We start from the raw sequence: 18485 nt of genomic DNA on the forward strand, positions 1-18485 counted from the left end.
CCATGGACATGCCCGTCCCCTCCCGCCTCGCGCCGCCGCGCGCGCGGCCCGGTGCCGCGGCGCTGCGCACCCTGCGCTACGTGCTGGCCGGCAACCCGGTGACCGCGGTCGCCTTCGCCCTGTTCCTGCTGATCGTCGGGGCGGCGGTGCTGGGGCCGTCGCTGGTGCCCTACGACCCGCTGGCCACCGACGCTGCGGCGGCCTTGCAGCCGCCGTCCTGGGCGCACTGGTTCGGCACCGACCAGCTCGGCCGCGACGTGCTCTCGCGGGTGGTGGTGGCGACCCGTCTCGACCTCGCCATTTCGGTGGCGGCGGTGGCACTCTCTTTCGTCGCGGGGTCGGCGCTGGGCGGGCTGGCCGGCTATTACGGCGGCTGGACCGACCGCATCGTCGGCCGGGTGCTCGACACCATCATGGCGTTCCCGCTGTTCGTGCTGGCCATGGGCATCGTCGCCGCCGCCGGCAACACGGTGGAGAACATCGTCTACGCCACCGCGCTGATCAACCTGCCCTTCTACGCCCGCATGGTGCGCGCCGAGGTCAATGTGCGCCGCGACGCCGGGTTCGTGCAGGCGGCCCGTCTGTCGGGCAACGGGTCCTTGCGCATCCTCGCCTTCCAGCTCTTCCCCAACGCCCTGCCGCCGCTGATGGTCCAGGTGTCGCTGAACATGGGCTGGGCGATCCTCAACGCCGCCGGGCTGTCCTTCATCGGCCTGGGCGTGCGCCCGCCGACCCCGGAATGGGGGATCATGGTGGCCGAGGGCGCCAACTTCATCGTCTCTGGGGAATGGTGGCTGGCGCTGTTCCCGGGCGCCTCGCTGATGCTCGCCGTCTTCACCTTCAACCTGCTGGGCGACGGTCTGCGCGACCTGGTCGACCCGCAGCGCCGCACCTGAGGAGGCCCCCATGACCAGCACGACGGGCGCCACGAGCGGCGCCGTGCCGCTGCTCGACGTCCGCGACCTGACGGTGGAGTTCGCCACCCGGCGCGGCACCGTGCGGGCCATCCGCAGCGTCTCGCTGTCGGTCGCCAAGGGCGAGACGGTGGGGATCGTCGGCGAGTCCGGGTCGGGCAAGTCGGTGACCTCCTACGCGGTGCTGCGCATCCTCGACCGCGCCGGCCGCATCGCCGAGGGCTCGATCGTGTTCGGCGGCGTCGGCCTGCACGACGCGCCGGAGCGCACCATGACGGAGATGCGCGGGCGTGAGATCTCCATGGTGTTCCAGAATCCACGCGCCGCGCTCAACCCGATCCGCCCGATCGGCCGGCAGATCGAGGACGTGCTGATCGAGCACGGCCTGGCGGTGCGGTCGACGGCGCGCGAGCGCGCCGTCGACGCCCTGCGGGCGGTCCAGATCGCCGATCCGGAGCAGCGCTACCACGCCTACCCGTTCGAGCTGTCGGGGGGCATGTGCCAGCGCGTGGTGATCGCCATCGCGCTTGCCTGCCGGCCCCAGCTGCTGATCGCCGACGAGCCGACCACCGGCCTCGACGTCACCACCCAGAAGGCGGTGATGGACCTCATGGTGGAGCTGACCCGGGCGCGCGGCATGGCCGCCATCGTCATCACCCACGACCTCGGCCTGGCCGCCGCCTACTGCGACCGCATCGTCGTCATGGAGAAGGGTGTGGTGGTGGAGCAGGCCGCCGCCGCCCAGCTCTTCGCTGCCCCGGCCCACCCCTACACCCGGCGCCTGCTGCGGGCGACGCCGCGGCTCGATTCGGGCGTGCGCGACCTGCTGCCGGAGCCGCTGCCGCCGCCGCCGCCGGTCGCCAAGGGGGCGCCGCTGCTGGAGGTGCGCGACCTCGTCAAGGCGTTCCCCGGCCGCCACGGGGCGGCGCCGTTCCGCGCGGTGGACGGCATCTCCTTCACCGTCCACGAGGGCGAGAGCCTGGGGCTGGTGGGCGAGAGCGGCTGCGGCAAGTCCACCACCTCGTCGCTGGTGATGCGGCTGGCCGACCCGACCTCCGGCGTCATCCGCTTCGCCGGCGCGGACGTGGGGGCGGTTCCGGCGGCGCGCTTCGCCCGCCATCCCCTGCGCGGCAAGCTGCAGATGGTGTTCCAGGACCCCACCGACAGCCTCAACCCGCGCTGGACCGCCCGCCGCTCCATCGCCGACCCGCTGTACCGCCTGGCCGGTCTGGGGCGCGCGGCGGCGCGGGCCCGCACCGAGGAGCTGGCGCGCCGGGTCGGGCTGCCGCTTGAGTTGCTGGACCGCTTCCCGCACCAGCTTTCGGGCGGCCAGAAGGCGCGCGTCGGCATCGCGCGCGCGATTGCGCTCGACCCGAAACTCGTTATCCTGGATGAACCGACGGCCGCACTCGACGTGTCGGTGCAGGCGGTGGTGCTGAACCTTCTCGCCGACCTCAAGGCGGAGCTGGGCATGAGCTACCTGTTCATCAGCCACGATCTCAACGTCGTGCGGTTGATCTGCGACCGGGTGATGGTGATGCGGGCCGGCCGCGTGGTCGAGGAGGGCGACGCCGAGCGCATCCTGCACGCCCCGTCCGACCCCTACACCCGGGCGCTGCTGGAGGCGATCCCGCACCCGCCGGCCGCCGCCGCCGGCCTTTCCCCCGCCGGCCTCTCTCCTGCCGGCCCCGCCGCCGGCCCGGCATGAGCGCGCCGGCGCGCCCGCTGCGCCGGGCCGGCACCATGGTGGACCAGATGGTCCAGGTGCTGGCCGACGAGATCGTCCGCGGCATCCTGCCGCCGGGGGAAAAGCTGGACGAGGGCGGGCTGGCCGAACGGTTCGGGGTGTCGCGCACGCCGGTGCGCGAGGCGTTGCGCCAGCTCTCCACCATGGGCCTGGCCGAGCGCCAGCCCAACCGGCGCGCCGTGGTCGGGGCGATGACCGACCAGCGGCTGACCGAGATGTTCGACGCCATGGGCGAGCTGGAGGCGGTGTGCGCGGGCATGGCGGCCCAGCGCATGACGGCGGGCGAGCGGCGCGCCCTGGACGCCCTGCACCAGGGCTCCGCGGCGCTGGTGCGCGCCGGCGCCCGGGCGGCGTACGAGGAGGTGAACATCCGCTTCCACACCCTGCTCTACGACGGCACCCACTGCGGCTATCTCCGCGACTTCGTGGCCGCCACCCGGTCCCGGCTCGCCCCCTTCCGCCGTGCCCAGTTCCGCGTCGCCGGGCGCCTGACCAAGAGCTGGGACGAGCACGACGCCATCGTCACCGCCATCCTGCGCGGCGACGGGCCCGGCGCCGCCGCCGCGGCGCGCGCCCATGTGCTGACCGTCGGCGTCGCCAGCGCCACCTTCCTGCCCGGCAGCCGGGTGCCCGAAACCGCCTGAGGCCGGCCGGGTCCGCCCGCGCGGCCCCTTGCCGAAGGGTCGCGCCCGCCGCCCGCCCGCCGCCCCGCGCGCGCTCGCGCGCCTTTGTTCGCGCGAACAACAGTTCGCGGCGCTCCCAATGGGGCTTGCCCTGGACGCCGTATCTGGTATACGGTATAGCCAATGTCAGGGCTCGGGGCGGCACCGCCGCTCCCGCAACCGGCTGATCGACATCGCGCCCACGGACGAAGGGCGACGCCGCATCAACCCCGGACCGGCCGCGCTCCGGCCGTCCAGGGAAAACTGAAGCATCCGAAAGGGAGTGAAGAGCATTATGAGCAAGCCACTCGAGGGGATTAAGATCATCGACTTCACCCACGTGCAGGCGGGTCCCGCGTGCACGCAGTTGCTGGCTTGGTTCGGCGCCGACGTGATGAAGGTCGAGCGGCCGGGAGCCGGCGACGTGACGCGCAGCCAGCTCCGCGACATCGAGGACGCCGACGCGCTCTACTTCACGATGCTGAACAGCAACAAGCGGTCGATCACCCTCGACACCAAGACGCAGCAGGGCAAGGACGTCCTGACCAAGCTGATCAAGGAGTCGGACGTCCTCGTCGAGAACTTCGGTCCGGGCGCGCTCGACCGCATGGGCTTCACGTGGGAGCACATCAAGGAGCTGAACCCGGGCATGATCGTCGCCTCGGTGAAGGGCTTCTCCGACGGCCACCACTATGAAGACCTCAAGGTTTACGAGAACGTGGCGCAGTGCGCCGGCGGCGCCGCCTCGACCACCGGCTGGTGGGACGGCCCCCCGACCGTCAGCGCCGCCGCTCTGGGCGACAGCAACACCGGCATGCACCTGGCCATCGGCATCCTGACCGCCATCATCGGCCGCCAGAAGACCGGCAAGGGCCAGAAGGTCGCGGTGTCGATGCAGGACGCCGTGCTCAACCTCTGCCGCGTCAAGATGCGCGACCAGCAGCGCCTGGAGCGGGTCGGCTACCTCGAGGAGTATCCGCAGTACCCGCACGGCGAGTTCTCCGACGTGGTGCCGCGCGGCGGCAACGCTGGCGGTGGCGGCCAGCCGGGCTGGGTGCTGAAGTGCAAGGGCTGGGAGACCGATCCCAACGCCTACATCTACTTCACCATCCAGGGCCACGCCTGGGCGCCGATCTGCAAGGCGCTGGGCCGGGAGGAGTGGATCGAGGATCCCGCCTACAACACCGCGCGCGCCCGCCAGGACAAGATCTTCGACATTTTCGCGACGATCGAGGACTGGCTGAAGGACAAGACCAAGTACGAGGCGGTCGACATCCTGCGCAAGTTCGACATCCCGTGCTCGCCGGTCCTCTCCATGAAGGAGCTGGCCGAGTGCCCGTCGCTGCGCAAGAGCGGCTCGATCGTCGAGGTCGACCACAAGCAGCGCGGCAAGTACCTGACGGTCGGCAGCCCGATCAAGTTCTCGGACCTCAAGGTCGAGGTCACCGGCTCGCCGCTGCTCGGCGAGCACACCGACGAGATCCTGACCCAGCTCGGCTACAGCGAGGCGCAGATCGCCGAGCTGCACGCCGCCAAGGCCGTCTGATCGCGGATCGCCAGCGCACCGCCTTGCGGCGGTGATCGGCAACACCGCCCGTGGGCGGTGCGGCAAAAAGGAGACGGCGCCCGGGTTTCGGGCGCCGTTTTCCGTTGGGGTGCGGCGTCCGGCGTGACGCCGGGTTGCCGCCCCCGCCGTTCGTGGTAGCCTCTCGTGGTGCGGTGGTGTCCACCGGGAACCAGGGCGCGGCGCCGGGCGGCGCCGGCCGGCGTTCCCGTCCACAGCGGTGCACGCGGCCCCGGGGAACGCCTCCGGGGGAAACCGCCGGCCGGCGGTGGTGTTGTTCTGGCATGCCGCTCGCATGCGCCTCCGCATGGCGGCACCCGCCTCGCCTCGCCTCGCCTCTCCGCCAGCCGAGCCAATGGAGGTTCCCATGATTTCGCCGACATCGGTGAACTGGACGACGCTCACCACCTTGCGGGCCACGCCGGGGTCCGCCACCCACATGCTGCCGGCCTCGCTGATCGCCATCATCCGCACCACCAAGCTGAAGCCGATCGTCGTGCGGCCGGCGCTGGAGGAGTTGATCGAGCAGGGCTATGTGCGCGAGTACATGACCCGCTACGGGCGCGAGTACGCCCGCACCCCGCGCGGCGACGAGCGCCTGCGCGAGGTCAAGGAGTGGCTGCGCTAGCCCGCGCCGCCCGACCCGCCCGGCCGGGCGCCCCCGCGTCCCCTGGGCCGCGCCGTCCTGGCCTTCCGCGCGGCACCGGCGCCGTGCTCCTCCGCCCCTCCTCCTCCCGATCCTTCGAACAGGCACCCCGTCACGCCCGCCGGGCGCGTGAGTCCGCGGTCGCGGCGGCCCGCCCGGCGCCGTGGTACAGGCCGGCGATCAGGTCCGACTGGGTGACGATGCCGACCAGCCGTCCCTGGTCGTCGACCACCGGAACGTGGTGCAGCCCGCCGTCGGACATCGGTTCCACCAGGCCGGCGATGGGATCGTCGGCGCGCGCGGTGCGCGCCGGTGCCGACATCAGGTCGGCCGCGGTCCGGGCGGCCAGGGTCAGCCCGTCGGCCGGGGTGACGATGCCGATCACCCGCCGCTCGGCGTCCACCACCGGGACCGCCTTGATGCGGTGACGGTGCAGCAGGTCCCAGACACGGGCGGCGCGCGCCCCCGGCCCGACCGACACCACGTCGTGGGACATGATGTCGGCGCACACCACGCCGCCGGACTGGCGGCGGTGGGCGCGCCGCTCGGCGTCGCGCAGCAGCGCCTCCAGGTCGTCCGGGGCGACGTCGATGACCGCGTTATGGGCGCGCAACGCCGCCGCCAGGTCGGCCGCCGTGGGGCCGAGGCGGTCGCCCGGCGGAGGGTCGGCGGTGGCGTGGGGCACCGCCGGCGCGGCGGCCGCCGCATGCGGGTAGGCGCGCCCGGTCAGCGCGTTGTACGCCAGGGCGGCGAGCAGCAGCAGGACCGAGTTGAGGGCGACCGGGCTGGCCACGAAGGCGTAGCCCTGGGCGGCGACGGCCGGCCCACCCAGCACCGCCGTCAGAGCCACCGCGCCGCTGGGCGGGTGCAGGCAGCGCAGCGGGAACATCAGCGTGATGGCCAGGGCCACGGCGACCGCCGCGGCCAGGGTGGGGTCGGCGATCCAGCGCCCGCAGGTGACGCCGACCACGGCGGCCACCATGTTGCCGCCGAGGATCGACCAGGGCTGGGCCAGCGGGCTCGCCGGTGCGGCGAACAGCAGCACCGACGACGCCCCCATGGGCGCGATCAGCAGGGGCCATGCCTCCGCCGCGCCCAGGGTCATCCCGCTGAGCCACGCCGTCAGCGTCAGGCCGACGAGGGCGCCGATGCCGGCGCGCAGCCATTCCCGACGGTCGACGGTGGGGGGTGGCGGCAGGAACCGCCGCAGCCATGGGGTCATCGCCTCATGCCTCCGCGCAAAGGGGGGTCCCGGGCGGATCGCGCCCGACCGGAACCCTACCCGGGATGCACGGAAAAGATTTATGAGCGATGAATCTTATTGCGGGATGCGGAAAAATTGGGCATATGCCTGCCCGCGTTTTGGACATTCAGCCCGGTGCGGTTGGCCTACTGGGGTTGGCCTACTGGGGTTGGCCTACTGGGGCTGGGTGGTGCGCTGGATCGTGCCGCAGGCGATCCGCCCGCCCGAGGCGCCGGCCGGGTCGGTGCGGTAGTCGTCGGGTCCGGCGTGCAGCACCAGGGCCGTGCCGCCGTCCGGGAAGAGGGTGGCCTGCCCGGTGCCCAGGCTGATGCCGGAGGTCAGGATGTCGGCGTCGCCCTGGCCGTCGGTGCCGGCGACGATGTTCGGCAGGTCGCCGGCGTGCCGCCCCTGGGGCCGCATGAAGCCGTGCTCCTCGCCCCCGGGGTTGTAGTGGCCGCCGGCCGTTTTGAAGTCGGGCGGCTCGCAGGCGCCGTTCTCGTGGATGTGCAGGCCGTGGGCACCCGGCGGCACGTTCTTCAGGCGCACCTGGATCAGCACCCCGGCGGGCGTTTCGACGAAGGCGGCGCTGCCCATGGCGGCGCCGTCGGAACCCGTCAGGGTGGCGGTGGCCAGCGCCTGGCCGGCCGGGGCCTCGGGCAGGCCGCCGGCCGCCGGGGCGGTCTGGGCCGCCGCGCCGCCGGCCGCCAGCCCGGCGCACAGAACGCCGGCCAGGACGGCGGGGACTCGGATCAGCGAGGTCGTGGTCATGGACTCCTCCCGGTGGTGACGTGGGACGCGCTGGGGCGTCCCTGCGGAAACGGCCGGGGGGCGCCGGGGTTGCGCCGCCGCCGCGTATTTTCCCGTCGCGGCGCCCGGTTTTCCGGGGTGGTCCGCGGCGCCAGCGGCACCTTTGGCGCGCTGGCGTGTTCCACATCGCAGCGGAACCGAGAGCGGGAGAGGATTGAGATGGTTGCTACCCTGCGCCTGTCCCTGGTGGCGGCGATGGCGGCGCTGGCGCTGGTCGGGGTGACCGCGGCTCCGGACGCCGCGGCGGAGACCACGGCGGAACCGGACGGCAGCGGCTTCACGGTGTCGGTCATCGGCGCCAAGGACGGCATGGCGCCCGAGGCCTTCGCCGACGCCGTCGTCAAGGCCCTGCCGGAGGCGTTGCGCGATCCCGAACGCAACTTCACCGCCGACGAGACCTTCGACGCAGCCCGCGACTACCGGCTGGTGATCGCCTTCCACGACGCCGAGGCCAACGTCACGCCCGACCTGTGCCGGCCGGACACCGAGGCGGCCCGGACCGCCGAGCGGGCCGACGCCGATTTCGAGAACATGGCCTCCACCGTCGGTGTGGCCGCGGCGCTGTGCGAGGGCGACCGGCCGCTCAGCACCAGCGCCAACCGCTCGGTCGGGCGGCTCCAGCCGGAGGACCTGTCGTTCGGGTTCCTGGTCGCCGACACCGTGAAGGACCTGTTCCCCGACGGCTTCGCCGTGCTGCCGCGCGGCCGTGGCGACACCGACCGCACCTTCGGCAGCACCGTGGGCACCGACACGGCGCGGTGACGGCACGGGCGCGGGTCAGTCCGTGCCGCCGGGCCCGTACGCCGTGGCCCAGCCCCAGGCGCCGGCGCCGTAGCCCCGGGCGGCGACCCGCGCCTCCAGGATCGACGCGACGACCGGGGCGTCGCCGGCCAGCAGCGCCTTGGTGGCGCAGAATTCCGCGCACAGGGGCAGCTTGCCCTCGCCCAGGCGGTCGCGCCCGTAGAGGCGTTGCGCCCGGGCCGGATCGACGGGCGGCGACGGCGCCCGCGCCGGCGGGCCGCCGTGGCAGTAGGTGCATTTGTCCATGGCGCCGCGCGCCCCGAAGTCGCCGGTGCGGGGAAACCGCGGGGCCCCGAACGGGCAGGCGGGCAGGCAGTAGCCGCAGCCGGTGCAGCGCTCCTTGTCGTGGAGCACCACGCCGTCCGCCGTGACCTGGATGCAGCCGGTCGGGCAGACGGCGGCGCAGGGCGGATCGGTGCAGTGCAGACACGACAGGGACAGCGACCGCTCCCCCGGCTGGCCGTCCTTCAGCGTCACCACGCGGCGCCGGGTGACGCCCCAGGGCAGGTCGTGCTCGTTCTTGCAGGCGACGACGCAGGCGTTGCACTCGATGCAGCGGTCGCTGTCGCAGGCGAGGACCAGGCGGGTCATGGCCGGTCCTCTCACCCGCCGGTGCGGTGCATGGCGCGGCGCCGTGGCGCGCCGGCGTCGGCGAAATCGTGTCCCCGCGGCTTGGCGCCGATTGCGCCGCGCACCGCCGCGGCGAGGGTGGCGTCGTCGGCGCCGGCCCGCAGCACCGCGCGCAGGTCGACCGCACCGCGCTGGCCGAGGCAGGGGCAGAGCTGCCCGTTGCAGGTCAGCCGCACCCGGTTGCACCCCTCGCAGAAGCCGTGGGTGAGCGGCGTGATGAAGCCGATCCGTCCCCCGGTCTCGGCCACGGTGGCGTAGCGGGCCGGGCCGCCGGTGCGGTGGGCGCTGTCGGTGAGGGTCCAGCGCGTCTCCAGGTCGCGGCGCAGGCGGGTCAGGGGAAGGTAATGGGCGTCGTGGCGCACGCCGTCCATGGGCATGACCTCGATGAAGGTGAGGTCATAGCCACGGTCGCCGCACCAGGCGACGAGGGTGTGGACCTCGTCGTCGTTCACGCCCTTCAGGGCCACCGTGTTGATCTTGATCGCCAGCCCGGCGGCGGCGGCGGCGGCGATCCCCTCCAGCACCTTGGGCAGCCTGCCCCAGCGGGTGATGGCGGCGAATTTGTGGGGATCGAGGGTGTCCAGCGAGACGTTGATCCGCCGCACCCCGGCGGCGGCCAGCCCGGCGGCGTGCTTGAACAGCATCGCGCCGTTGGTGGTCAGGGTCAGCTCGTCCAGGGCGCCGGCGCCGATGTGGCGTGACAGGGCGCGCACCAGCTCCATGACGCCCGGACGCACCAGCGGCTCGCCGCCGGTGAGGCGCAGCGTGCGCACCCCCTGGGCCACGAAGGCGCTGCACAGCCGGTCGGTCTCCTCCAGGCTCAGCACCTCGCGGCGCGGCAGGAACTCCACGGCCTCGGCCATGCAGTAGAAGCAGCGGAAATTGCAGCGGTCGGTCAGCGACACCCGCAGATAGGTGACGGCCCGGCCGAAGCCGTCGACCAGGGACGGTGGCGTGGCCGTGGCCATGGCGTGGGGTGTGTCGGTCATGGCGCTCCGTCCCGGTCGGAAGAAGGCGGAAGGTCCCGGCCCGCCTCAGCGGGTGGCGATGGAGCCGGCGGCATCGAGGCCGACGGTCATGGTGATGCCCGCACGCTCGACGGTGGCGGTCCAGATGCCGTCGTCGCCGAGGGTCAGCTCGGCGATGCTGGACAGGCCGGCGCGCAGCAGCCAGCGGCGGGCCTGCGCCTCGGTGAAGGCGGTGGGCCCCGCCACCAGGGGTGCGGCGTCGACGCGCGGCGGGTTGGCCGGGTCGAACTCCGGCAGGGACACCGACTGGGCGGCGGCCGGTGCCGCCAGCGGCAGGGCCACCAGCAGGGCGGCGAACAGGGTACGGATCATGGCGTGGCTCCCGGTGGTGGGGGCTTGCGGAGGAGTACCCCGCCGCCGACGGCCGGGGGGCGGACGGCGGCGGGGCGGGACGGGTCAGGCGGCGCTGGCCGGGGCCTCGAACACGGCGACCTTGGGCGCGTCGCCGGCGTGCTTCTCCACCTCCACCAGGCAGGTGTGGGCCGAGGTCGCCTGGGCGAGCCGCGAGGTGCCAACGTCGATCGTCAGCACGTTGGGATCGCCGTTCCGGCACAGGGTGTTGGGGTCCGACACGTCCGTCGGGTCGTACCAGGCGCCCTCCTGCAACTGGATGACGCCGGGCCGCACGTCGTTGCTGACCACGGCGCCGGCCAGGCACTGGCCGCGTCCGTTGAACACCCGCACCACGTCGCCGCTGGCGATGCCGCGGGCCGCCGCGTCCTGGGTGTTGATCAGGCACGGCTCGCGCCCGGCCACCTCGTAGATCGCCCGCACCCGGGTGCCGTTGAGCTGGGAGTGCATGCGGTGGGTCGGGTGGTTGGAGTTGAGATGCAGCGGATACGGCTTGTCGGCCTGCCCCAGCCACTCCACCGGCTCCAGCCACGAGGCGTGCGGCGGGCAGTCGTCGTAGCCCATCTTCTCGATCGCCTTGGAGTAGATCTCGATCTTGCCGGTCGCCGTCGGCAGCATGTTGAGGATGGGGTCGTCGCGGAAGTCGGCGTACTTCACCCAGCGCTTGTTCTTCTCCGGCGTCTCGAACGCGACGATGCCCTTGTCCCAGAAGGCGTCGAAGTCGGGCAGGGTGACCGTCTTCTTGGCGTCGGCGGTCTTCTTGGCCGCGGCGTAGACGTCGCGGACCAGGTCCATCTCGCTCTTGCCGTCGGTGAAGGCCTGGCCGACGCCGAGGCGCTCCGCCAGGTCGCTGAAGATGGCGTAGTCGGTGCGGGATTCGAACACCGGCTCGACCAGCTTCTTCATGGCGACGTAGGCGCGCTTGGAGATGGTGCCGACCATCTCGATGTCGTCGCGCTCCGCCGTGGTCGCGGCGGGCAGCACGATGTCGGCGAAGCGGGCCGAGGCGGTCCACTGGAAGTCCTGGACGACCACCGTCTCGAACTTCTTCCAGGCCTGGCGCATGCGGTTGCGGTCCTGGTGGTGGTGGAACGGGTTGCCGCCGACCCAGTAGGTCATCTTGACATCGGGGTAGAGGTGGGTGCCGCCGTTGTGCTCATAGGGCTGGCCGGGCTTCTCCAGCATGTCGACGATGCGGGCCACCGGGATCACCTGGGCGCCCTTCTCCGCCGGCCACGGCTTGGTCTCCGTGCGCGTGCCGCCGGACAGGCTGGGGGCCAGCGCCGGCGCCCCGCTGGACGGCGAGCCCTGGCTGTAGAGGTGGTAGTTCTGGCAGAAACCACCGCCGGGCAGACCGATCTGGCCGACCATCGCCGCCAGGGTGACGAAGGCCCACGGCCACTGCTCGCCATGGTGCTGGCGCTGGCAGCTCCAGCCGCTGACCAGCATGGTGCGGTCGGCGACGAACCGGCGGGCGAGGGCGCGGATGACGTCGGCCGGGATCTCGGTGATCGCGGCGGCCCACTCCGCGGTCTTCTCCACCTTGTCCCAGCCGGTGCCGCGCAGGTAGTCGGCGAAGGTCTCGAAGCCGTAGGTGTAAGTGTCGAGGAACTCGGCGTCGTGCAGGTTCTCGGTCAGCAGGGTGTGGCAGATGCCCAAGGCCAGGGCGACGTCGGTGCCCGGGCGGATGGCCAGCCACTCGCCGTCCAGGGCCTTGCAGGCGTCGAGGTGCAGCGGGTCGATGAAGATGGCCTTGATGCCGGCCTTCTTCATGTCCTCGAACCACTTGTACTCCTCGTGGTCGGGCAGGGCGAAGGCGATCTGGTTGGTCTTGAACGGGTCCGAGCCCCAGAACACGATCAGCTTGGTGTTCTCCACCACCGAGGCGTAGGTGGTCTGCGGGCCGGCGGCGTCGATCGAGCCGACGACGTAGGGCATGATCCCTTCCAGCGCCGCCTTGGAGTAGTTGGAGGAGCTGCGCACCGCCCCGCCGCACAGGTTCATCAGCCGGGTCAGCATGATCTGCGGGTTGCCGATCTGGCCCGAGCTGCGCCAGCCGTAGCTGCCGGCGTAGACCGCCCACGGCCCCTCGTCCTTCTGCAGCCGGGCGATCTCGTCGGACACCAGCTCCAGCGCCTTGTCCCAGCTCACCCGCACGAAGTCGCCGGCGCCGCGGCTGTCGCGCTCGGCCTTGGGACCGTTCTCCAGATAGGCGCGGCGCACCATGGGATAGCGGATGCGGCTGGGCGAGTAGACGACGTCCTGCACCCCGTCCAGCGCCTTGTTGGGATGGAAGTCGCCCTCCCACGGCCGCAGGGCGGTGAAGCGGCCCTGGTCGACGGTGGCGTAGAAGGCGCCCCAGTGGGAGCCGGTGAGGATCTCCCGCGGGCCTTCGGCCGCCAGCGCCCGCACGGCGCCGGCCGGCAGCAGGGCGCCGGCGGCGCCGATCGCGGCGAGCGATGAGGTGGCGCTGAGAAAGCGCCGGCGTGACAACGCGATGGTGTCGAACATCCTGTGGGTCTCCTTCTTGGGGTGCGGAGCGCCTGCCGGTGCGTGCCCGGCCCCCCCGCGTGGGCGCGGCCCGGCCGCGCCGTTCTGGTCAGGTCTGGTCAGGTCGGATCGGGCGAGGCGGTGGCCGTCAGGTCGAGCAGCCGGATCAGCAGCCCGGCCACCTCGGCGTAGAAGCCGACGGGGTCGTGGGCGCGGCAGGCCGCGGCGAAGGCGGGGGCCCAGCGGCCGAGGCGGGCCAGCAGGGCGGCGGCGACCGCCGGCTCGCCCGGCGCCCCGGCCGCGCCGCGCAGCAGGGCGTCCTCCAGCAGCGCCAGCTCGATCGCCAGGTGGTCGGGCGGTTCGCCGAACCCGGCGGCGATGGCGCGGCCCTGCCGGTTCAACAGGGCCGCCATCTCCGCGGCCGGCTCCTGGAACAGGCGGCCGGAGCCGCGGTGGGCGGATTCGTAGGGCGCCGCGGTCAGCCGGCCGCCGGCACCGAGAAAGAGGTCGCAGTAGCTGCGGTTCAGCCGTGACACCGCGGCGTCGGTGCCGCCCAGCCCCCGCACGATCGCCGCCGCGGCCTCCGCCCCCGTCCGCAGGGCCGGGATGCCGGCCAGCGGGGCGAGCGGGCCATGCTCCACCGGCCGGGCCAGCGCCACCACGTCGGGACGGTCCAGCGGCGCGCCGAACAGCGCGGCCAGGGTGCCCAGGGCCGGCGGCAACGCCCGGGCGAGGGCCGGCGGCAGGGTGGTGACGGACGGGTCGACGAGGGTGGTGGTCATGGCGGCGGACCTGTCATGGGACGCGGGCGGGACGCGGGTGAGTCGGGTCGGGGGAGGCCATGGGCTCACGAGCCGTGGGCGACCATGTCCTTGGCGTGGAGCTGGTAGTAGGTCTGGAGGAAGCGGACGTCCTCGGCGGTCAGCGCGGTGCCGTCCTTCATGTCCTTGATGATCCCCATCCACTGGTTGGCCGGGTAATGGCTGGCCTGGGGCAGGCCGTGGCAGGCGCCGCACGCCGCACTGGCCATCTCCGCGCCGTAGTCCATGAGGCCGGCCCGGTCGGCGGTGAAGGCGGCGCCCCGCACCCAGCCGGTGACGCGGCCGGGCTGCCAGCTCAGCTCGGTGTCGGGGTCGATGGTGGCCTCGCCCAGCGCCACGGTCTCGGCCATGGTGGCGGACATGCTGACCTCGAAGATGCGCCGGCCCTGGGCGGCCACCAGCAGGCGCTCGACCCCCTCCTGCACCCAGCCGCCGACCTCGACCTTCAGCAGGTCGCCGTCACGCTCCAGCACGGTGACCGGGGTGAGCGGGAAGACGCTGCCGTCGCCCTTGGTGGCGTCGGCCTCGGGCTTCTCGGCGTGGATCGCCGCGGTCTCCACGGCGTAGAGGGTGTCGGCGCCGCTGCCCTTGGCGGCGGCCGCCGCCGCCTTGATGCCGGCGATCATGGTGCGGTAGCCGCTGGCCATGTCCGGCAGCTTGTGGGCGATGCCCTTGTGGCAGGCGATGCAGGTCTCGCCGTTGGCGAAGCCCTTCTGCATGCGCTCCGCCGCCTTGGGGCTCTGCTTGTGGACATCCATCGCCGCCTGGGTGTGGCAGGACCGGCATTCGCGGCTGTCGGTGGCCTCCATCTTCGCCCACACCCGCTTGGCGAGGGTCAGCCGGTGCTGCTCGAACTTCTCCGGGGTGTCGATGGTGCCCAGCAGGGTGTGCCAGACGTCCTTGGCGGCCATGGCCTTGGCCACCATCTTCGGGCCGAAGGCCTTGGGCACGTGGCAGTCGGCGCACACCGCGCGCACGCCCGAGGCGTTGGCGAAGTGGGGCGACGCCGTGTACTCCTGGTACACGGTGTCGCGCATGGAGTGGCAGGAGATGCAGAACTCCAGGGAGTTCGTCTTCTCCAGCACCGTCGAAAAGGCGCCCCATCCGGCCAGCGCCACACCGGCGGAGAGGACGGCGGCACCCGCCACCGTTCCCAGTCCCACCGGCTTCTTCAGCCATTGCCGCAGTCTCGCCAGCCGGGCACGCATGGCCGTCCTCCTGTTCCACACACCACATCGGGCTTTCCGGAACAGGGGTATGCCCCTAGTGTGAACGTGGTTTCGGCCGGTTGCGAACAGGGTGTTAACAGGACGATGTGTCGCAGGGCGCGTCCTGGAGGTGAGATGAGCACGAACAGCCACCTCGTCGTCGTCGACGACGAACCGGTCATACGGGAGACGCTGGCGGCCTATCTGGAGCGCGAGGGGTTCCGGGTCAGCACCGCGCCGGACGCCGACGGGCTGCGCGCCCTGCTGCGGCGCGACCCCGCCGACCTCGTCCTGTTGGACATCCGCCTGCCCGGCGAGGACGGGCTGGCGGTGATGCGGGAGCTGCGCGCGCGCTCCGACCTGCCGGTGATCCTGGTGACCGGGCGCACCGAGGAGATCGACCGGGTGCTGGGCCTGGAGCTGGGCGCCGACGACTACGTGACCAAGCCGTTCTCGCAGCGCGAGCTGCTGGCCCGCGTGCGCACCGTGCTGCGGCGGTCCGGCGAGGGCGGGCGGGGCGGGTCCGGGACCGCGGCCACGGTGCGGCGCTTTGCCGGCTGGAGCTTCGACCTGGAGCAGCGCGCCCTGCACTCACCCGACGGCGCGGAGGTGCGGCTGACCCGCGGCGAGTACGAGGTGCTGGCCGCCCTGCTGCGCCACCCCGGCAACGTGCTGACGCGCGACGTCCTGCTCGACGTCATCCCCCACCGCGATGCCGCGCCCAACGACCGCACCGTGGACGTGCTGATCGCCCGCCTGCGCCGGAAAATCGAGTGCGATCCCGGCGAGCCCCGCCTGATCGTCACGGAACACGGGGTGGGCTACCGCTTCGCCGGCACCGGGCGCTGACCACCCCGGCCCAGGCCCGCCGCACCCCGGCCACGGCCGCGCGTGACGCCGCGGCCACGGGCGCGACCGCGGCGCGGACGGCGGCTGCGTCGCCGGACCGGGCGGCCCGCTCCGCTGCCTCCGCCAGCCGGGCCAGCCGGTGCAGACCGAGCTGGGCGGCCGCCCCCTTCAGGCGGTGGGCGGCACCGCCGGCGCCGTCGGCGTCGCCGGCCGCGGCCGCGCGGGCCATGGTGTCGACCAGCTCCGGCGCGCCGCCCGCGAACAGCTCGACGATCCGCGCCGTCCGCTCCTCGCCCAGGTCGAGGGCGCGCTGGGCCAGGAGCGAGCGCCGGTCGCCGGGATCGGGCGGCAGGGCGTCGGCGTCCGCCCCGATCGCGTCGGCCAGCACCCGCAGCAGGTCGAGGCGGCGGAACGGCTTGTGGAGGACCGCGGTCATGCCGGCGGCGCGGCAGTCCTCCGCGCGCTGCGGCCCGGCGTCGGCGGTGAGGGCGATGATCGGGACCGCGCAGCGGGTGGCGTGGGGCAGCGCGCGCACCCGCCGCGCCAGGGCGAGGCCGTCCAGCCCGGGCATCGCCAGGTCGGTCATCACCACGTCGTAGTCGTGGGCGGCGGCCAGAGCGGCGGCGGCGGCGCCGTCGCCGGCGTGGGTCACGGCGTGGCCCAGGCCGCCCAGCATGCCGGTGACCACCGCCGCGTTGACCGCGTTGTCCTCGGCCAGCAGGATGCTCAAGGGCGGCAGCGCGGCTGTGAAGGCGGCGGCGGCGGGCACGGCGGCGGGGGCGGCCGGGCCGGCCAGCGGGAACGCCAGGGCGGCGGTGAAGGTGCTGCCGGTGCCGGGGGCGCTCTCCACCGACAGGCGACCGCCCATGGCGTCGACGATGCGCTTGCAGATCGCCAGCCCCAGCCCGGTGCCGCCGTACCGGCGGGTGATCGAGGAATCGCTCTGGGTGAAGGGGTCGAACAGGGTGGGCAGGGCGTCGGCCGCGATGCCGATGCCGGTGTCGCGCACGCTGAACTCCAGCCACACCGGCGCCGCCGCGCGATCGGGTCGGCGGCGCACGGCGAGCTCGATGCCCCCCTGGTGGGTGAACTTCACGGCGTTTCCGGCGAGATTCAGCAGCACCTGGCCGAGCTTCCCGGGGTCGCCCAGCAGGCCGGGGGGCAGGGACGGGGCGTCGCACCGGAAGCTCAGGCCCTTGGCGGCGGCCTGGGGCGCGACGGTCGCGGCGATCGTCCGCAGCACCGCGTGCGGATCGAACCGGATCGTTTCCAGCGTCATCCGCCCCGCCTCGATCTTGGCGTAGTCGAGCACGTCGTTCAGGGTCTGCAGCAGCAGGCCGCCGGAGCCGCTGATGCCGTCGAGCCAGCGCCGCTGCTGCGCGCTCAACGGGCTGTCGCCCAGCAGTTGCGCCATGCCGAGGATGCCGTTGAGCGGGGTCCGCACCTCGTGGCCGATGGTCGCCAGGAAGGCGGTCTTGGCCTCGCTGACCTCGGTGGCCCGGGCGAGCTCGGCGGTGCGCGCGCGGTCGAGCAGGGCGCGCAGGCGTTCGGTCTCCAGCGCCCGCCGGCGCAGGTCCTCCAGGGCGCCGGCCATGGCCCCGAGCTCGTCGTCGCGGGGCATGGCGGGGACCGGGCCGGCCAAGTCGCGGCGCGACAGCCGGCCGATGGTGTCGGCCAGGGTGCGCATCGGCCGCGACAGGCGCCGCCGCACGGTGCGCAGCGAGAGGCCGCCCAGCAGCAGGCTGGCCGCCGCCAGCGCCACCATGCCCGCCAGCACGAGGGTGGCGCGCCCCTTCAGGGCCTCGGCGCGCGCCACCGCCAGGTCGAGGGCGTGGTTGCCGAGGTCGAGGATCGGACCGTACGCGGCGGTGCACAGGCGCGACCATTGGGCCGGGGGCAGCGCCGGCCCGGCCGATCCGTCCAGGCCGTAGACGATGGCGTCCATGCGCGCCTGGGCGCGGGCCGTGACCGCCCGCCCCAGCCGGGCGTCGTCGCGCAGGCGCGCCGGCGCGCCGGGGCGGCCGAGACTCTCCTCCAGCGCCGCCCACTGCGCCGCGTACACGCCCACCCAGGCCCGCCAGGCCGCCAGCTTGGCGCGGCCGAGGGGCGTGTTGCGCTGCACCTCCGGCCGCAGCGCCGAGCATTGCCGGCCGAAATGGTCGCGGATGAGGAAGGCGGCGTGGCGGACCTGGACCAGTTCGGCGAGCTGCGGGTCGAGCATGCGCACGGTGTTCGCCACCATCGTCGAGGCGTCGCGCAGGTGTTCCACCAGGGCGTACATGGCCATCAGCCAGGGTTCGGCCGCCGCCATGTCGCGCCGCTCCAGCGGCTGGTCGAGCAGCGCCGCCACCAGCGTGCGGTGGCGCCGCAGATCGCCGTAGGACGCGGCGGCGGCGGCCAGGGCCTCGGCCCGGCCGGGCATCGCCAGTCCGGCGAGGGCGTCCACGGCCTCGGCGTACAGGTCGTCCACCCGCCGGTCGGAGGCGGCGACCGCGCGGGCGGGATCGGCGTCGGACAGGACGGCGACCCCGGCCACGCCGTTCTCGTAGCGAATTCCGGCCATGGCCCGGAAGAGGATGCGGTCGGCGCGGGCCAGGGCGACCGTGCGCTCGGCGGCGGCCACGGTCAGCGCCTCCTGGCCCGCCAGGGCGAAGGTGATGGCGATCAGCGCCGAGATGGACGCCCACTGCAGCGCGAGGATCAGCCTCGCCAACGACCCCCTGA

The 18485-nt window shown here is 73.4% G+C and carries 16 protein-coding genes; 7 read left to right on the top strand and 9 right to left on the bottom strand.

Annotated features, from left to right (window positions below):
- Window positions 1-2 precede the first annotated feature (2 nt).
- The 5 genes from AC6H2I_RS22600 to AC6H2I_RS22620 all read left to right on the top strand — a co-directional run bounded on the left by AC6H2I_RS22600 (window position 3) and on the right by AC6H2I_RS22620 (window position 5515).
- A complete protein-coding gene (locus AC6H2I_RS22600; RefSeq protein ID WP_497502994.1) occupies window positions 3-896 on the top strand; it encodes an ABC transporter permease in 894 nt (297 codons plus the stop codon).
- A gap of 10 nt (window positions 897-906) precedes the next feature.
- Window positions 907-2622, top strand: coding sequence for a dipeptide ABC transporter ATP-binding protein (locus AC6H2I_RS22605; RefSeq protein ID WP_497502996.1), 1716 nt, complete (start codon window positions 907-909; stop codon window positions 2620-2622).
- Window positions 2619-3305, top strand: a complete 687-nt coding sequence (locus AC6H2I_RS22610) for a GntR family transcriptional regulator (protein WP_497502998.1) — start codon at window positions 2619-2621, stop codon at window positions 3303-3305. The genes AC6H2I_RS22605 and AC6H2I_RS22610 overlap by 4 nt, the downstream gene beginning before the upstream one ends.
- Before the next feature lie 313 nt (window positions 3306-3618).
- Window positions 3619-4869: a formyl-CoA transferase gene (gene frc / locus AC6H2I_RS22615; RefSeq protein WP_497503000.1), complete on the top strand. Its 1251-nt coding sequence runs from the start codon at window positions 3619-3621 to the stop codon at window positions 4867-4869.
- Between the two features lie 385 nt (window positions 4870-5254).
- Complete coding sequence (locus AC6H2I_RS22620; protein ID WP_497503002.1) at window positions 5255-5515, top strand: hypothetical protein; 261 nt, start codon at window positions 5255-5257, stop codon at window positions 5513-5515.
- Window positions 5516-5645: 130 nt separating this feature from the next.
- Here the strand turns inward: AC6H2I_RS22620 and AC6H2I_RS22625 are convergent, their stop codons facing one another.
- Both AC6H2I_RS22625 and AC6H2I_RS22630 read right to left on the bottom strand, forming a co-directional pair.
- Window positions 5646-6755 carry an HPP family protein gene (locus AC6H2I_RS22625; RefSeq protein ID WP_497503004.1) on the bottom strand — a complete coding sequence of 370 codons (1110 nt, stop codon included), beginning with the start codon at window positions 6753-6755 and terminating at the stop codon, window positions 5646-5648.
- A gap of 195 nt (window positions 6756-6950) precedes the next feature.
- The gene (locus AC6H2I_RS22630) at window positions 6951-7544 is read right to left on the bottom strand and encodes a superoxide dismutase family protein (protein WP_497503006.1); all 594 of its coding nucleotides are present in this window, start codon (window positions 7542-7544) and stop codon (window positions 6951-6953) included.
- Between the two features lie 198 nt (window positions 7545-7742).
- Between AC6H2I_RS22630 and AC6H2I_RS22635 the strand changes: the two genes are divergently transcribed.
- A complete protein-coding gene (locus AC6H2I_RS22635; protein WP_497503007.1) occupies window positions 7743-8345 on the top strand; it encodes a hypothetical protein in 603 nt (200 codons plus the stop codon).
- 15 nt (window positions 8346-8360) lie between these two features.
- On the opposite strand, the gene fdh3B is transcribed toward AC6H2I_RS22635, so the two are convergent.
- The 6 genes from fdh3B to AC6H2I_RS22665 form a co-directional block, all read right to left on the bottom strand.
- On the bottom strand, window positions 8361-8975 hold the full coding sequence (fdh3B, locus tag AC6H2I_RS22640; protein ID WP_497503009.1) for a formate dehydrogenase FDH3 subunit beta: 615 nt from the start codon (window positions 8973-8975) through the stop codon (window positions 8361-8363).
- 11 nt (window positions 8976-8986) lie between these two features.
- The gene (gene moaA / locus AC6H2I_RS22645; protein WP_497503010.1) at window positions 8987-10003 is read right to left on the bottom strand and encodes a GTP 3',8-cyclase MoaA; all 1017 of its coding nucleotides are present in this window, start codon (window positions 10001-10003) and stop codon (window positions 8987-8989) included.
- A gap of 45 nt (window positions 10004-10048) precedes the next feature.
- Complete coding sequence (locus AC6H2I_RS22650) at window positions 10049-10354, bottom strand: hypothetical protein (RefSeq protein ID WP_497503012.1); 306 nt, start codon at window positions 10352-10354, stop codon at window positions 10049-10051.
- 84 nt (window positions 10355-10438) lie between these two features.
- Window positions 10439-12904 (bottom strand): trimethylamine-N-oxide reductase TorA, encoded by a 2466-nt coding sequence (gene torA / locus AC6H2I_RS22655; RefSeq protein ID WP_497503014.1) that lies wholly within the window; start codon window positions 12902-12904, stop codon window positions 10439-10441.
- A gap of 98 nt (window positions 12905-13002) precedes the next feature.
- Window positions 13003-13665, bottom strand: a complete 663-nt coding sequence (locus tag AC6H2I_RS22660) for a TorD/DmsD family molecular chaperone (RefSeq protein ID WP_497503016.1) — start codon at window positions 13663-13665, stop codon at window positions 13003-13005.
- 65 nt (window positions 13666-13730) lie between these two features.
- A complete protein-coding gene (locus tag AC6H2I_RS22665; protein WP_497503017.1) occupies window positions 13731-14912 on the bottom strand; it encodes a NapC/NirT family cytochrome c in 1182 nt (393 codons plus the stop codon).
- Window positions 14913-15047: 135 nt separating this feature from the next.
- On the opposite strand from AC6H2I_RS22665, the gene AC6H2I_RS22670 reads away from it, so the two are divergent.
- Window positions 15048-15761 (top strand): response regulator, encoded by a 714-nt coding sequence (locus tag AC6H2I_RS22670; protein WP_497503019.1) that lies wholly within the window; start codon window positions 15048-15050, stop codon window positions 15759-15761.
- Here the strand turns inward: AC6H2I_RS22670 and AC6H2I_RS22675 are convergent.
- Entirely contained in the window at window positions 15715-18474 is a 2760-nt protein-coding gene (locus AC6H2I_RS22675; protein ID WP_497503020.1) for an ATP-binding protein, read from the bottom strand. The genes AC6H2I_RS22670 and AC6H2I_RS22675 overlap by 47 nt on opposite strands.
- Window positions 18475-18485: the final 11 nt, after the last annotated feature.

This window comes from Azospirillum sp. NS33 (assembly GCF_059703765.1).

Excerpts from the sequence above, each read along its gene's own strand:
- AC6H2I_RS22620 (WP_497503002.1), top strand. The coding sequence starts at position 5,255 with ATGATTTCGCCGACATCGGTGAACTGGACGACGCTCACCACCTTGCGG.
- frc (WP_497503000.1), top strand. The coding sequence starts at position 3,619 with ATGAGCAAGCCACTCGAGGGGATTAAGATCATCGACTTCACCCACGTG.
- moaA (WP_497503010.1), bottom strand. The coding sequence starts at position 10,003 with ATGACCGACACACCCCACGCCATGGCCACGGCCACGCCACCGTCCCTG.
- AC6H2I_RS22670 (WP_497503019.1), top strand. The coding sequence starts at position 15,048 with ATGAGCACGAACAGCCACCTCGTCGTCGTCGACGACGAACCGGTCATA.
- AC6H2I_RS22600 (WP_497502994.1), top strand. The coding sequence starts at position 3 with ATGGACATGCCCGTCCCCTCCCGCCTCGCGCCGCCGCGCGCGCGGCCC.
- AC6H2I_RS22625 (WP_497503004.1), bottom strand. The coding sequence starts at position 6,755 with ATGACCCCATGGCTGCGGCGGTTCCTGCCGCCACCCCCCACCGTCGAC.
- AC6H2I_RS22635 (WP_497503007.1), top strand. The coding sequence starts at position 7,743 with ATGGTTGCTACCCTGCGCCTGTCCCTGGTGGCGGCGATGGCGGCGCTG.
- AC6H2I_RS22610 (WP_497502998.1), top strand. The coding sequence starts at position 2,619 with ATGAGCGCGCCGGCGCGCCCGCTGCGCCGGGCCGGCACCATGGTGGAC.
- AC6H2I_RS22650 (WP_497503012.1), bottom strand. The coding sequence starts at position 10,354 with ATGATCCGTACCCTGTTCGCCGCCCTGCTGGTGGCCCTGCCGCTGGCG.
- fdh3B (WP_497503009.1), bottom strand. The coding sequence starts at position 8,975 with ATGACCCGCCTGGTCCTCGCCTGCGACAGCGACCGCTGCATCGAGTGC.
- AC6H2I_RS22660 (WP_497503016.1), bottom strand. The coding sequence starts at position 13,665 with ATGACCACCACCCTCGTCGACCCGTCCGTCACCACCCTGCCGCCGGCC.
- AC6H2I_RS22630 (WP_497503006.1), bottom strand. The coding sequence starts at position 7,544 with ATGACCACGACCTCGCTGATCCGAGTCCCCGCCGTCCTGGCCGGCGTT.
- AC6H2I_RS22665 (WP_497503017.1), bottom strand. The coding sequence starts at position 14,912 with ATGCGTGCCCGGCTGGCGAGACTGCGGCAATGGCTGAAGAAGCCGGTG.
- AC6H2I_RS22605 (WP_497502996.1), top strand. The coding sequence starts at position 907 with ATGACCAGCACGACGGGCGCCACGAGCGGCGCCGTGCCGCTGCTCGAC.
- torA (WP_497503014.1), bottom strand. The coding sequence starts at position 12,904 with ATGTTCGACACCATCGCGTTGTCACGCCGGCGCTTTCTCAGCGCCACC.